Source organism: Bacillus cereus group sp. MYBK14-1 (assembly GCF_051916885.1).
Classification (GTDB): domain Bacteria; phylum Bacillota; class Bacilli; order Bacillales; family Bacillaceae_G; genus Bacillus_A; species Bacillus_A cereus.
In genome coordinates this window covers 157,577-172,632 of sequence record NZ_JBQAHM010000003.1, presented here as the reverse complement: position 1 = coordinate 172,632, position 15,056 = coordinate 157,577, and the positions used below count along the sequence as shown (strand labels likewise).

The window sequence follows — 15,056 nt, the reverse complement described above, 5'->3', positions numbered from 1 at the left end:
ATAATTTATAGAAGGTAGTAGAGCCTTGTCTCTATTACCTTTTTCATTGAGTTATTTTATGGCTTGGATGTGATAAAAATGATTTCTAGTATGACAGGGTTTGGAAGATCGAAAGTAGAAAGTGATACTTTTCAAATTACAGTAGAAATGAAATCGGTGAACCACCGTTTTTTAGAGATGAGTATTCGACTTCCTAAGCAAATGATGGTATTTGAGGACAAAATTCGTAAAATAATTGCACAGCAAGTTCGACGTGGACGCATCGAAGTGTCTATTAGTATAGCAGGTGAAGGACTTGTTGAAAGAAAATTAAGTGTGAATTGGTCACTTCTTGAGCAGTACCAATCGATGATGGAAGATATAAAAGGGAAATTTCAATTACAAGATTCTATTACACTCGAACAATTAATGGCAATGCCAGAAGTAACAGCAATTGAAGAAATAGAAAATGTAAATGAACATTTTGAGAACAGTTTATATGAGGCTGTTCGTCAAGCTGCTCATATGTTGAAAACGATGAGAGATGGCGAAGGAGAACGATTACATAAAGATATAGCGTATCGTTTACAAGAGATTAGCAATTGTGTAAATGCGATTATTCCACATGCACCAATTGTTACACAAAAATATCGTGAACGATTAGAAAATCGCTTAAAAGAATTACATAATCAAGATCTAGATGAACAAAGATTGCTAACAGAAGTCGCAATCTTTGCAGAGCGTTGTGATATTCATGAAGAGTTAGTTCGTTTGCAAAGTCATTTAGAGCAATTTCGTGAAACATTGCAGATTGAAGAGCCTGTTGGAAGGAAAATGGATTTCATCGTGCAAGAGATGCATAGAGAAATTAATACGATTGGTTCTAAGGCAAATGACTTAACAATTTCAAAATATGTTGTAGAAATGAAAAATAACCTTGAAAAAATTCGTGAACAAGTACAAAATATTGAGTAGCTTTCAAAAAATATATAAAGTTATACGTGGTGGAGAAATCGGATAGACTTACTAGGAGGCGCAAACTATGGCCATGCGGTTTTTAAATATTGGATACGGAAATATTGTATCTGCTCATCGAATTATTGCTATTGTAAGTCCGGAGTCAGCTCCTATTAAACGAACAGTACAAGAAGCACGCGAACATAATGCTTTGCTTGATGCTACGTATGGGAGAAAAACAAGGGCGGTTATTGTTATGGATGATGGGCATGTTGTATTAAGTCCAATTCAACCAGAGACGATTGCACATCGTTTGAATAATAAAGAAGATTTAAGTGAGGAAGGGTAGGTTTTACATATTTATGAGAAGTAGAAGAGGATTGCTCATCGTTCTTTCAGGGCCTTCTGGGGTTGGAAAAGGGACGGTTCGTAAAGAGCTGTTTAGCCATGAGGATACACGTTTTCAGTACTCTATTTCAGTAACGACACGTAAGCCGCGTGAAGGTGAAGTAGATGGTGTGGATTATTTCTTTAAAGAAAGAGAAGAATTCGAGGAAATGATTCGTAATGAAAAATTACTTGAGTGGGCTGAGTTCGTAGGTAATTATTACGGAACACCGATTGACTATGTTGAAAAAACATTACAAGAAGGAAAAGATGTATTCTTAGAAATTGAAGTGCAAGGAGCAATTCAAGTTAAGAAAGCTTTCCCAGAAGGTGTATTTATTTTCTTAGCACCTCCAAGTTTATCTGAACTAAAGAGCCGTATTGTCGGACGTGGTACAGAGACTGAAGATGTTATTGAAAATCGTTTAACTGTAGCGAAAGAAGAAATCGAGATGATGGACGCTTACGACTATGTAGTAGAAAACGATCAAGTTGAATTAGCTTGTGATAGAATTAAAGCAATTGTGGTTGGCGAACATTGCCGCCGCGAAAGGGTAGCAAAATATTATAAAGAAATGACGGAGGGTCTATAATTATGTTAAATCCATCAATTGACTCATTACTACAAAAAATCGATTCTAAGTACACTTTAGTAACAGTGGCTGCAAAACGCGCACGTGAAATGCAACTTGCTAATAACTGTGTTGTAGAAAAACCTGTTTCTCATAAATGTGTAGGTAAAGCATTAGAAGAAATCGATGCAGAAGCATTAAGCTACGTACCAAGTGAAGATAAAGTAGCTGAATAAGCCTTTGCCTTCGACAAAATAAAACATAGACTTTATAATTTTCTATGTAACGGTAACAACCTATTTACAAGTAGGTTGTTATTTTTTTACGAAAGGAATGAAATATTGGTACTGACGAGCTGAGAATTCTATTTCAGTATTATAAGTTTGAAAAAGAAAGAGGACGAGTCATATGCTAAAAGGGAAAAAGATACTTCTATGTGTAACAGGAGGCATTGCGGTTTTTAAAGCAGCTGCGTTAACGAGTAAATTGACACAATCTGGCGCGATTGTCAAAGTAATGATGAGTGAGTCGGCAATGAAGTTTGTTACGCCTCTTACATTCCAAGCGCTTTCTCGCCATGATGTATATACGGATACATTCGATGAGAAAGACTCAGCTGTTATTGCTCATATTGATTTAGCAGATTGGGCGGATGTTGTACTTGTCGCACCTGCTACTGCCAATTGTATTGGAAAGTTAGCTGGTGGTATTGCAGATGATATGATTACAACTACTTTGTTAGCTACTACAGCTCCGGTATGGATTGCGCCTGCTATGAATGTGCATATGTATGAAAATAAAATAGTTCAAAAAAATATGATGACATTGAAAACGCTAGGATATACATTTATTGAGCCTGGGGAAGGCTTTTTAGCATGTGGATATGTAGCGAAGGGACGACTAGAAGAACCTGAAGCAATTATTGCACGGTTAGAGGAAGCTTTCTCAGAACACAAACCATTGCAGGGAAAAAGAATATTAATAACTGCTGGCCCAACACGTGAAAAGGTTGATCCAGTTCGTTTTATGACGAATTTTTCTTCTGGGAAAATGGGGTATGCGATTGCGGAAGTGGCAGCGAATTTAGGCGCTGATGTTATACTCGTTTCAGGACCGACAGCATTAAATCCACCGTTACATGTAACGACAGTGCAAGTGGAATCTGCACAAGATATGTTAGAAGCAGTTCTTCGACATTATCAAAACGTAGACGTTGTCATTAAAACAGCAGCAGTTGCAGATTATCGTCCGAAATATGTGCATGAGAATAAAATGAAAAAGCAAAATGGTGATGCTGTCATTGAACTTGAAAGAACGGTGGATATTTTAAAAACATTAGGTCAGAAAAAGGATAAACAGTTACTTATCGGTTTTGCTGCTGAAACGACAAATGTAGAGGAATATGCAACGAAAAAACTACGTGAGAAAAATGCAGATATGATTGTCGCGAATGATGTAAAAGCGCAAGGAGCTGGATTTGGCACGGATACGAATATTGTAACAATGTATAGAAAAGATGGAAAAGTTATTGAGTTGCCACTTTTAATGAAAAAAGAGGTAGCTCGTGAAATATTGAAGCAAATTGAAATGATGTTAGAAGATGATCGTTTATGAAATTTGCAAGTGTAATTGTTGATGTACCTGCCCGTCAGACAGATCGACCATTTGATTATATTATTCCTAAAAAATGGGAAGATATTGTACAGACAGGAATGCGTGTAGTAGTTCCGTTTGGGCCAAGAAAATTGCAAGGTTTTATTATTGGGATTAAAGATTCGGTGGATGTAGAAAGTAAGAAGTTAAAGACAATCCATGAAATATTAGATGTAACACCGGTTTTAAATGATGAATTATTAAAGCTTGGATATTGGCTTACAAGTGAAACGTTATGCTACATGATTTCAGCTTTTCAAGTGATGCTTCCAACTGCGATAAAAGCAACGTATAAAAAACGTCTACAACTTTGTAAACAGGAAGAAATAGCACCTGAAATACTATATTTATTTCAGGATAAAGAAGCAATTGATTTTGAAGTAATCGAGCAACAGCCACATTTATACCGAACTATTCAACAAGAAATTAAAAATGGTACGGTTGAAGTCGTTTATCAGGTGAAAGATAAAGTACAAAAGAAGAAGCAAAGAGTGGTTCAGCCGGAGTTGCCAGAAGATAAATTGGAATTAGCGGCATTTGAACTGAAAAGTAAAAAACAACAAGATGTACTTTATTATTTTGTGGAAAATTATAAAAGTACACCGTTGAAAGTAATTACAGAAGAGTTACAAATAACAGATGCTCCAATAAAAGCACTTGTTAAAAAGGGATTCATTTCAGAAAAGTATGTGGAAGTATACCGAAATCCGTATGACGATGATGATTTTGAACAAACAAAACCATTTCCACTTACGGAGGAACAAAAACAAGTTATTACACCGATTTTATCATCAATTACAAATGAAACTTATAATCCATTTTTACTATATGGTGTTACAGGAAGTGGAAAGACAGAAGTATATTTACAATCTATAGCAGCAGTGCTCAAGAAAGGAAAAGAAGCTATCGTTCTTGTTCCTGAAATTGCACTAACGCCCCAAATGGTGGATCGTTTTAAAGGTAGGTTTGGCTCGCAAGTTGCAGTTCTTCATAGTGCGTTGTCTGTTGGAGAAAAGTATGACGAGTGGCGTAAGATTTTAAGAAAAGAAGTGAAAGTTGTAGTAGGTGCGCGTTCAGCTGTTTTTGCGCCTTTTGAGAATTTAGGGATTATTATTATTGATGAAGAGCATGAATCAAGTTACAAACAAGAAGATAATCCGAGGTATCATGCAAGAGATGTAGCTGTCTGGAGAGGACAATATCATAAATGTCCTATCGTTCTTGGTAGTGCGACACCAACACTTGAATCGTTTGCAAGGGCGAAAAAAGGTGTTTATGAACTATTAACAATGGAAAAACGTATGAATGAACAAGCTTTACCAACGGTAGAGATTGTTGACATGCGAGAAGAACTTCGTGACGGGAATCGATCAATGTTTTCTAAGGCGCTGCATGAAAAAATAGCAGATCGATTAGAAAAGAAAGAACAAATGGTACTCTTTTTAAATAGAAGAGGTCATTCTACATTTGTTATGTGCCGTGATTGTGGGTATGTTGTCCAATGTCCGCATTGTGATATTTCATTGACATATCATAAAATGAATCATCGTTTAAAATGTCATTATTGTAGTTACGAAGAGAATATGCCAACTGAGTGTCCAGCTTGTCAAAGTACATACATTCGTTTCTTTGGTACAGGTACACAAAAGGTAGAAGAAGAAATTACAAAACTATTTCCAGGGGCACGAGTCATTCGAATGGATGTAGATACGACAAGTCGAAAAGGAATGCATGAAAAATTATTAAAGGCGTTTGGGGAAGAAAAAGCAGATATATTACTTGGAACACAAATGATTGCTAAAGGATTAGATTTTCCGAAAGTAACGCTCGTTGGGGTTTTAACTGCAGATACGATGCTTCACTTACCTGATTTTCGGGCGAGTGAAAAGACATATCAGTTATTGACGCAAGTAAGTGGACGAGCGGGTAGACATGAATTGCCAGGGGAAGTTGTGATTCAAACGTATACGCCAGAACATTACAGTATAGAGTTAGCGAAGAACCAACAATATGATGTGTTTTTTGACCAAGAAATGCAAATGAGACGAACAAGACAATATCCCCCATATTACTATGTTGTACTCGTAACTGTATCTCATCCAGAATTATTAAAAGCGGTACAAGTGACGGAAAAAATTGCCTCGTATTTACGAACGCATTGCTCACAGCAAACAATGGTGCTAGGACCAGTTGCTTCAGCGATTCCAAGGATAAAAGATAGATATCGTTATCAATGCATGATAAAATACAAACGGGAACCAAACTTAAAGAACGTGCTCAAAATGGTAAATGAACATTATCAAGCAGAAATGCAAAAAGAGCTACAAATCTCAATTGATTTTAATCCAACAATGTTAATGTAGCGGAGGGAAATATGGCAGTTTTAGAAATAATAAAGCATCCAAATGAAGTGTTAGAAACACCATGCGAAAGAGTAATTAACTTTGATAAAAAGTTAGTGAAATTGTTGAAAGATATGCATGAAACAATGTTAATTGCGGACGGAGTCGGTTTAGCTGCGCCTCAAGTAGGTGTAAGCTTGCAAGTAGCGGTTGTTGATGTAGATGATGATACTGGGAAAATCGAGTTAATCAATCCATCAATATTAGAAAAACGTGGTGAACAAGTAGGTCCCGAAGGCTGTTTAAGCTTCCCGGGACTTTATGGTGAAGTAGAACGTGCCGATTATATTAAAGTAAGAGCGCAAAATCGCCGTGGGAAAGTATTCTTATTAGAAGCGGAAGGATTTTTAGCGCGTGCAATTCAACATGAAATTGATCATTTACACGGTGTTTTATTTACATCGAAAGTGACAAGATATTATGAAGAAAACGAACTAGAATAGGTGTTAAAAGGAGCGGTTTTTAAATGATAAAAGTAGTGTTTATGGGAACACCGGACTTTTCAGTGCCGGTGCTTCGTCGTCTTATTGAAGATGGCTATGAGGTAGTAGGTGTTGTGACGCAACCTGATCGTCCAGTAGGTAGAAAAAAAGTATTAACACCTACACCTGTTAAAGTTGAAGCGGAAAAACATGGTATCCCTGTGTTACAGCCGTTAAAAATTCGTGAAAAAGATGAATATGAAAAAGTATTGGCATTAGAGCCAGATTTAATTGTAACAGCTGCATTTGGGCAGATTGTACCAAATGAAATTTTAGAAGCACCAAAGTATGGGTGTATTAATGTTCACGCTTCTTTACTTCCTGAACTTCGTGGTGGTGCACCAATTCATTATGCAATTATGGAAGGTAAAGAAAAAACAGGTATTACAATTATGTATATGGTAGAAAAATTGGATGCTGGTGATATCTTAACGCAAGTGGAAGTTGAAATTGAAGAGCGTGAAACGACAGGCTCATTATTTGATAAATTAAGTGAAGCAGGAGCACACCTTCTATCTAAAACAGTGCCTTTATTAATTCAAGGTAAGTTAGAACCGATTAAACAAAACGAAGAAGAAGTAACGTTTGCGTACAATATAAAACGTGAGCAAGAGAAAATTGATTGGACAAAAACAGGTGAAGAAGTATACAATCACATTCGCGGATTGAATCCATGGCCAGTTGCTTATACAACATTAGCAGGACAAGTTGTTAAAGTATGGTGGGGGGAAAAAGTGCCTATAACTGAACCGGCTGAAGCAGGTACGATTGTTGCAATCGAAGAAGATGGTTTTGTTGTAGCAACGAGTAATGAAACAGGTGTTAAAATTACTGAATTGCAACCTTCTGGTAAAAAGCGTATGAGTTGTTCACAATTTTTACGTGGAACAAAACCTGAAATTGGAACGAAGTTAGGAGAAAATGCATGAGACAAAATGTTCGTGAATTAGCTCTTGATGGTTTAATTCAAGTGGAAAAAAGTGGTGCATATAGCAACTTACTTTTAAATAATCTAATTGAAAAAAGTGCAATTGATAGAAAAGATATTGGTTTATTAACTGAAATTGTATATGGAACGATTCAACGTCGTGACACATTAGATTATTATTTACAGCCTTTTTTAAAAAAGAAGGTTGAGGCGTGGGTAAGAGTATTGCTTCGCTTATCTTTATATCAAATGATTTATTTAGACCGAGTGCCAGAAAGAGCGGCTATTCATGAAGCGGTTGAGATTGCAAAGCGTCGCGGGCATAAAGGAATTGCTGGTATGGTGAACGGTGTATTACGTTCGATTCAGAGAGAAGGTGTACCTTCTGTAGATGAAATCAAGGATCCAGTAGAACGTCTTGCAATTACAACAAGTCATCCAGTTTGGCTTGTCCAAGAGTGGACTTCAGAATACGGTTTAGAAACTGCAGAAAAAATGTGCGAAGTAAACATGTTACCCCCTGTACCAACAGCGCGTGTGAATGTTGATAAGGTAACTGTAGAAGAAGCGATTGAGTTGTTGGCAAGTGAAGGTATAGAAGCAAAACGTGGTGACTTATCAGATGATGCTATTCAGATTGAAAGAGGAAATGTAGCGCATACAGAAGCGTTTAAAAAAGGATTTCTTTCTATTCAAGATGAAAGTTCTATGCTTGTAGCACGCGCTTTAGAACCGAATACGGGAGATGCAGTTCTTGATAGTTGTGCTGCTCCAGGCGGAAAAACAACGCATATCGCGGAACGATTAAAGGGAACTGGTAAGGTCATGTCCCTTGATTTACATGCACACAAAGTACGTTTAATTAAACAGCAAGCAGAGCGACTTGGTCTAGAAAATGTCGAAACTAAAGCGCTAGATGCTAGAAAAGTGCAAGAGCACTTTGCAAATGAAACGTTTGATAAAATATTGGTAGATGCACCGTGTTCTGGATTTGGTGTAATTAGACGTAAACCTGATATTAAGTTAGGAAAAGATAAAGGCGATAGTGAAAGATTATCGACGATTCAAATTGCAATACTAGAAAAAATAGCACCATTATTAAAACAAGGCGGTCGTCTTGTTTATAGTACGTGCACAATTGAGAAAATAGAAAATGAACAAGTAATAGAGAAATTTTTACAAGAACATCCTGAATTTGAATGGGATACTACGCTTAAAGAGCGTATGCCAGAAAAATTAACTCCGTATATTGATGAAGGTCAAGTGCAAATTTTACCGCATTATTTTGCGACGGATGGCTTTTATATTGCTTGTTTAAGGAAGAAGGTGTAGCATCATGGAAACGACTGTAAGAAAACAAAAGAAAAATTTAGAAACGAAGAAACCATCAATTTACTCTTTACAACTTCATGAAATGCAAGATTGGTTAAAGGAACAAGGAGAACCGAAGTTCCGTGCTGGACAAATTTTTGATTGGTTATATAAAAAACGTGTAAAAAATTATGAGGATATGTCAAACCTTTCTAAAGGATTGCGTGATAAATTGTCGAATTCCTTTGATATTACTACTTTAAAAACGTTAGTAAAACAAACGTCTTCGGATGGAACAATTAAATTCTTATTCCAATTATATGACGGATATTCTATTGAAACGGTATTAATGCGACACGAATATGGAAATTCCATTTGTGTAACAACGCAAGTTGGTTGTCGTATTGGGTGTACGTTCTGTGCTTCGACACTTGGTGGATTAAAGCGAAACCTAGAAGCTGGAGAAATCGTAGCGCAAGTAGTAGAAGTTCAGCGTGCGCTTGATGAAACAGAAGAACGTGTAAGTTCTCTTGTTGTTATGGGGATTGGAGAACCATTTGATAACTATGATAATTTAATGGGATTCTTACGCATCATTAACCATGAAAAAGGACTTCATATTGGTGCGAGACATATGACTGTTTCGACGAGTGGAATTATCCCGAAAATTTATAAGTTTGCTGAAGAAGATCTACAAATTAATTTTGCGATTTCATTGCATGCTCCAAACTCAGAATTACGTTCAAAATTAATGCCGATTAACCGTGCTTATAAATTACCAGATTTAATGGAAGCTATTAAATACTATGTAAATAGAACAGGGCGTCGTATTACTTTTGAATATGGATTATTTGGAGGAGAAAATGACCAAGTAGAGCATGCTGAAGAGCTTGCTGCGCTCTTAAAAGGTGTAAAATGTCATGTGAACTTGATTCCGGTAAACTACGTACCTGAACGTGATTATGTACGTACGCCACGTGAACAAATTTTCTTGTTCGAGAAAACGTTAAAAGATCGTGGAGTGAATGTAACGATTCGCCGTGAACAAGGTCATGATATTGATGCAGCCTGCGGTCAGTTGCGTGCGAAGGAGCGCAAAGAAGAGACGAGGTGACGAGATGAAAGCCGTATTTCTATCGGATAAAGGAAAAGTTCGTCAACATAATGAAGATAGTGCAGGAGTTTTTCACAATTTAGATGGAAATGTATTAGCGGTAGTAGCAGATGGAATGGGAGGTCATCGAGCTGGTGATGTAGCTAGCTCGATGGCCATTCAATTATTCCATGATTATTGGAAGCAAACACATAATATGAATGAGCCGAAAAAAGTAGAACAATGGTTACATACTAGTGTTGGGATTATTAATGAGCGTATATATGAATATGCTCAGCAAAATGCAGAATGTAATGGTATGGGAACAACGCTTATAATAGCTGTTTGTACACCAAACTTTGTGACAATAGGGCATATAGGAGATAGTCGTTGCTATATGGTATCAGAAGGAGAAATGACGCTAGTAACGGAAGATCATTCACTTGTAAATGAGCTGGTGAAACATGGTGAAATTTCAAAGGAAGACGCAGAGTATCATCCGAAAAAGAATGTGTTATTAAGAGCATTAGGAACAGAAGAAAAAGTTGGGTTAGATGTTAAAACGTTGGTGATTGAGGAAGATGATCAATTACTTCTTTGCTCTGATGGGTTATCAAACAAAGTTTCTATTGATGATATGCGACAAATTTTACAGTTAAATGAACAGCTTGAAGGTAAAGGGCAGTGTCTCATTCAATTGGCAAATGATCGCGGTGGAGAAGATAATATCACACTTGTTCTTATTGATTATGCGGGTTCGACAAACGAAAGTAGGTGAAGTGCAACGTGCTGATTGGAAAACGCTTAAATGACCGTTATAAGCTGCTGAAAATGATTGGTGGTGGCGGAATGGCCAATGTATATTTAGCTCATGATGATATACTTGGCCGAGATGTAGCGGTAAAAATATTAAGACTCGACTACTCAAATAACGAAGAGTTTATTAAACGTTTCCATCGAGAAGCGCAGTCTGTTACAACGTTGTCGCATCCAAATATTGTGAATATGTATGATGTCGGAGAAGAAGATGGTATATACTATCTTGTCATGGAATATGTACCAGGGCAAACATTGAAGCAATACATAATTGAGCGAGGGATGTTACCTATAGGAGAAGCTCTTGATATTATGGAGCAGTTAACATCCGCTATGGCACACGCCCATCATTTTGAAATTGTGCATCGTGATATAAAGCCGCACAATATTTTAATTCGAGCTGATGGAATAATAAAAGTAACAGATTTTGGAATTGCGACAGCTACAAGTGCAACAACAATTACACATACAAATTCAGTGCTCGGTTCAGTCCATTATTTATCACCAGAACAGGCACGTGGCGGGATAGCAAATAAACAATCAGATATCTATTCTCTTGGGATAGTTATGTTTGAATTGTTAACAGGAAGACAACCGTTTTCTGGCGAATCTGCTGTTGCTATAGCTTTAAAACATTTACAAAGTGAAATCCCATCACCAAAAAGATGGAATGAAAATATTCCGCAAAGTGTTGAAAATATTATATTAAAAGCAACTGCAAAAGATCCGTTCCATCGATATCAATCTGCCAATGCGATGAAGCGAGATATTGAAACTGCGCTATATCCAGAGAGGATAAATGAGCAACCGTTTTACATACCAGAAGATATGGAAGCGACGAAAGCGATTCCAATTATTCAACAAGAACAATTATTTGAAAATGTAAGTGATGAAACGATTGTTTTAAAAGGGAGTAAGGTGGAAGAACCGATAAGAGCAGAAGCAGCTGAGTTAGATAAGAAGAAAAAACGGAGTAACAAGTGGCTTAAAGTTTTAATTTCAACATTTTTATTTTTAGCAATAGGAATAACATTAGCGCTTACGGTTATTCCAGGATTATTTATTCCGAAAGATGTGAAAGTTCCTGATGTGGCTGGTATGAAATACACGACAGCTGTAAATACATTAGTAGAAAAGGGCTTTGAGGTGACTGAGCCTAATATTGTATATACAGATGATGTTGAAGTTGGGAATGTAATAAAAACGGACCCTGTAGCAGGAAGAGTCGTAAAAGAAAACGCTAAAATTACTATCTATCAATCAGGTGGGAAAAAGAAAAGTAAGATGGCGAATTTCACAGGGCAAAACTTTGAGAGTGTAAAAGCTGAGTTAGAAGAAAAATATAAACAAGTTACAGTAAATTATATTGAAAATGATAAGCCGAAAGGTGAAATTGTAGAGCAAATTCCGACGCCTGATCAAATGGTTATAGAAGCGGAGCAAGAACTGAAAATCTGGGTAAGTAAAGGTCCTTATCAAATTAGACCAGGTGACTTTTCGGGGTGGACTGAAAATAGTGTAACTGGTTATTTGAATGAGAGAAAACTAACGTCAGATATAAAACGAGAGTATTCAGATACAGTCGAAAAAGGACTTGTAATTTCGCAATTTCCAAAACCAGGTACACCATTAAAAGAGGGAGATAAAGTAACTATTATTATCTCTGATGGTCAAAAGCCTAAAGTGACTAAAACGGTAAAATTGGACAATATCTCTATCCCATATGAGCCTGCTGTAACAGGTGAAAAAAAGCCGCAAACAATAGAAATTTATAAAGAAGACATGCAGCAAAAAATGGATAGACCGGTTGAAACGAGAACAATTACTGAATCAGCGACTATTTCTTTAGAATTTGTAATTCAAGAGGGTTCAAAGGGACACTATAAAATTGTACGAGATGGAGTAACGATTATTGATAAAGAAGTACCATATCCAACTCAATAATAGTGAAAGTCTACTTATTATTATTGCCTGTTATGCTGTCTACAAAGTGGACGGTATAGCAGGCAAAAATATATGATTCAAAAAGCTAGTAAAGTGATGCAGCTGTAAATATTTTTTTGCATTTAATGGGAAATTTAATGTATATTAGCGAAAGTATATATGGTAGGTTTTGAAATCGTTATTTAGAAAAATTTAAATCCATTCATTTTTAAATTCAGCATCACCTTATACAAAAAAGGAGAATTCTATGCCAGAAGGAAAAATTATAAAAGCTTTAAGTGGGTTTTATTACGTGCAGCATGAAGAAGGGGTTACGCAATGTCGTGGACGAGGTGTATTTAGAAAAAATAAAATTACACCACTTGTAGGAGACCAAGTTGTTTTTCAGGCAGATAATCCAACTGAAGGTTATGTGCTTGAAGTGTTTGATCGAAAAAATGAACTTGTTAGACCTCCTATTGCTAATGTCGATCAAGCGATCCTTGTGTTCTCTGCAGTAGAACCAGATTTTAATCCTGGACTGTTAGATCGATTTTTAGTGCTGATTGAATATCATAACATTAAGCCAATTATTTGTATTAGCAAGATGGATTTAGTAGATGAAAAGATGAAAGCAACTGTTGAAGCTTATGCGAATGATTATCGTGAGATGGGTTATGATGTTTTATTTACTTCTATTAATACGTCAGAAAGTATTGATATATTAAAACCATACTTAGAAAATTGTGTTTCTGTCGTTGCGGGTCAATCTGGTGTGGGGAAATCTTCAATGCTTAATGTGCTACGTCCAGAATTAGAGCTGAAAACAAATGATATTTCCTCCCATTTAGGACGCGGGAAGCATACGACAAGACACGTAGAATTAATTGCAATTGGGAGTGGACTAGTAGCAGATACACCGGGGTTTAGTTCACTAGATTTCATTGATATAGAAGTCGAAGATCTTACATATTGTTTTCCAGAGTTGAAAGAAGCGAGCCAATACTGTAAATTTAGAGGGTGTACACATCTTTCTGAACCGAAATGTGCGGTGAAAGCTGCGGTTGAAGAAGGGAAGATTACAGAATATCGCTATAAGAACTATAAACAATTCGTAGAAGAAATTAGAGAGAGAAAGCCGAGGTATTAGTTATGATTAAAATTGCACCATCGATTTTATCAGCAGATTTTTCAAAATTAGGGGAAGAGATTAAAGATGTAGAAAAGGGTGGAGCGGATTACATTCACGTTGACGTAATGGATGGACATTTCGTACCAAATATTACGATTGGACCGTTAATTGTAGAAGCAATCCGTCCGATTACATCATTACCATTAGATGTACATTTAATGATTGAAAATCCTGATAACTATATCCCGACTTTCGCACAAGCGGGAGCGGATATTATTACTGTTCACGTAGAGGCGTGTCCGCATCTACATCGTACAATTCAGTTAATTAAATCTCATGGTATTAAAGCGGGCGTTGTATTAAATCCACATACGCCAGTTTCAGTAATTGAGCATGTATTAGAAGATATAGATATGGTATTACTTATGACAGTAAACCCTGGATTTGGTGGACAGAAGTTTATCCATTCTGTATTACCGAAAATTAAACAAGTTGCAGACATGGTGAAAGAGCGCAATCTAGAAGTAGAAATTGAAGTTGATGGTGGTGTAAATGCTGAAACAGCAAAGCTTTGTGTGGAAGCAGGAGCAAATGTACTTGTAGCTGGGTCAGCAGTATACAATCAAAAAGACCGCGGTGAAGCAATTCGCGTAATTCGTGGGTAGTGATGAACTTTTATCCTAGTAAGGTATTTATAGGATAGGGTAAAAATATGTAAAAAGGCAATCTACCGAATGGCAGATTGCCTTTTTACAATGGAAGGGGAAGAAAAAATGATTATTCATATTTTGGCAGGAGGGCCTTCGGAATATTGCGCAGATTTTGCTCGATATGAGAATGAGGAAGTAGTGTGGGCAGCGGTTGATAGGGGAGTATACCGTCTATTAAAGAAAGGGATTACACCGGCTGTTGCGTTTGGAGATTACGATTCAGTTACTGAAGAAGAATTAGTATGGATGGGACAGCAAACGAACGAATTACATATTGTTCCGCGAGAAAAAGATCAAACGGATTTAGAAATTGCAATTAACTGGGCATTAGGACAGAAGCCGGCACTAATTCGTATTTTTGGTGCTACCGGTGGAAGGCTTGATCACGGTTTGGCAAATATACAGATGCTTTTAAAAGGGTTAGAACTAGAGATAGAAATGTGTATTGTGGACAATAAAAATGAAATAACAGTTAAAAAAGTGGGTACACATATAATTGAAGAAAATAAAAACTTTCCTTATGTATCTTTTGTACCAGTTACTGAAATAGTGGAAGGGATTACATTGTTTGGTTTTAAGTACCCGCTTACTAATAAAACAATAGAGTGGGGATCAACACTTTGTATTAGTAACGAACTCGTTGAGGAAAAAGGTACTTTTTCATTTACTTCTGGCATATTAATGTTGATAAGAAGCACTGATTGAAGAAAC

The 15,056-nt window shown here is 36.6% G+C and carries 15 protein-coding genes; all 15 read left to right on the top strand.

Annotated features, from left to right (window positions below):
- Positions 1–78: 78 nt before the first annotated feature.
- Positions 79–954 carry a YicC/YloC family endoribonuclease gene (locus ACTFR3_RS10445; RefSeq protein WP_000625866.1) on the top strand — a complete coding sequence of 292 codons (876 nt, stop codon included), beginning with the start codon at positions 79–81 and terminating at the stop codon, positions 952–954.
- A gap of 67 nt (positions 955–1,021) precedes the next feature.
- Complete coding sequence (gene remA / locus ACTFR3_RS10440) at positions 1,022–1,285, top strand: extracellular matrix/biofilm regulator RemA (protein ID WP_001251456.1); 264 nt, start codon at positions 1,022–1,024, stop codon at positions 1,283–1,285.
- Positions 1,286–1,298: 13 nt separating this feature from the next.
- Positions 1,299–1,916: a guanylate kinase gene (gene gmk / locus ACTFR3_RS10435; RefSeq protein WP_001257741.1), complete on the top strand. Its 618-nt coding sequence runs from the start codon at positions 1,299–1,301 to the stop codon at positions 1,914–1,916.
- A gap of 2 nt (positions 1,917–1,918) precedes the next feature.
- Complete coding sequence (gene rpoZ, locus ACTFR3_RS10430; protein WP_000933960.1) at positions 1,919–2,131, top strand: DNA-directed RNA polymerase subunit omega; 213 nt, start codon at positions 1,919–1,921, stop codon at positions 2,129–2,131.
- A 172-nt stretch (positions 2,132–2,303) separates the two neighbouring features.
- Positions 2,304–3,509 (top strand): bifunctional phosphopantothenoylcysteine decarboxylase/phosphopantothenate--cysteine ligase CoaBC, encoded by a 1,206-nt coding sequence (gene coaBC, locus ACTFR3_RS10425; protein ID WP_440044404.1) that lies wholly within the window; start codon positions 2,304–2,306, stop codon positions 3,507–3,509.
- Positions 3,506–5,911 (top strand): primosomal protein N', encoded by a 2,406-nt coding sequence (priA, locus tag ACTFR3_RS10420; RefSeq protein ID WP_440044403.1) that lies wholly within the window; start codon positions 3,506–3,508, stop codon positions 5,909–5,911. Before coaBC ends, priA begins: the two co-directional genes overlap by 4 nt.
- Before the next feature lie 11 nt (positions 5,912–5,922).
- Positions 5,923–6,393 (top strand): peptide deformylase, encoded by a 471-nt coding sequence (gene def, locus ACTFR3_RS10415; protein WP_000279455.1) that lies wholly within the window; start codon positions 5,923–5,925, stop codon positions 6,391–6,393.
- Between the two features lie 23 nt (positions 6,394–6,416).
- Positions 6,417–7,361 (top strand): methionyl-tRNA formyltransferase, encoded by a 945-nt coding sequence (gene fmt / locus ACTFR3_RS10410; RefSeq protein ID WP_000598804.1) that lies wholly within the window; start codon positions 6,417–6,419, stop codon positions 7,359–7,361.
- Positions 7,358–8,692, top strand: coding sequence for a 16S rRNA (cytosine(967)-C(5))-methyltransferase RsmB (gene rsmB, locus ACTFR3_RS10405; RefSeq protein ID WP_001249666.1), 1,335 nt, complete (start codon positions 7,358–7,360; stop codon positions 8,690–8,692). The genes fmt and rsmB overlap by 4 nt, the downstream gene beginning before the upstream one ends.
- A gap of 4 nt (positions 8,693–8,696) precedes the next feature.
- Positions 8,697–9,785: a 23S rRNA (adenine(2503)-C(2))-methyltransferase RlmN gene (rlmN, locus tag ACTFR3_RS10400; protein WP_000450540.1), complete on the top strand. Its 1,089-nt coding sequence runs from the start codon at positions 8,697–8,699 to the stop codon at positions 9,783–9,785.
- A 4-nt stretch (positions 9,786–9,789) separates the two neighbouring features.
- Complete coding sequence (locus ACTFR3_RS10395; RefSeq protein ID WP_000648701.1) at positions 9,790–10,542, top strand: Stp1/IreP family PP2C-type Ser/Thr phosphatase; 753 nt, start codon at positions 9,790–9,792, stop codon at positions 10,540–10,542.
- Between the two features lie 8 nt (positions 10,543–10,550).
- Complete coding sequence (gene pknB / locus ACTFR3_RS10390) at positions 10,551–12,524, top strand: Stk1 family PASTA domain-containing Ser/Thr kinase (RefSeq protein ID WP_440044402.1); 1,974 nt, start codon at positions 10,551–10,553, stop codon at positions 12,522–12,524.
- Positions 12,525–12,771: 247 nt separating this feature from the next.
- Positions 12,772–13,653, top strand: a complete 882-nt coding sequence (rsgA, locus tag ACTFR3_RS10385; protein ID WP_001113932.1) for a ribosome small subunit-dependent GTPase A — start codon at positions 12,772–12,774, stop codon at positions 13,651–13,653.
- Between the two features lie 2 nt (positions 13,654–13,655).
- The gene (rpe, locus tag ACTFR3_RS10380; protein ID WP_000589973.1) at positions 13,656–14,300 is read left to right on the top strand and encodes a ribulose-phosphate 3-epimerase; all 645 of its coding nucleotides are present in this window, start codon (positions 13,656–13,658) and stop codon (positions 14,298–14,300) included.
- A gap of 69 nt (positions 14,301–14,369) precedes the next feature.
- Complete coding sequence (locus tag ACTFR3_RS10375) at positions 14,370–15,050, top strand: thiamine diphosphokinase (RefSeq protein ID WP_406903792.1); 681 nt, start codon at positions 14,370–14,372, stop codon at positions 15,048–15,050.
- Positions 15,051–15,056 lie beyond the last annotated feature (6 nt).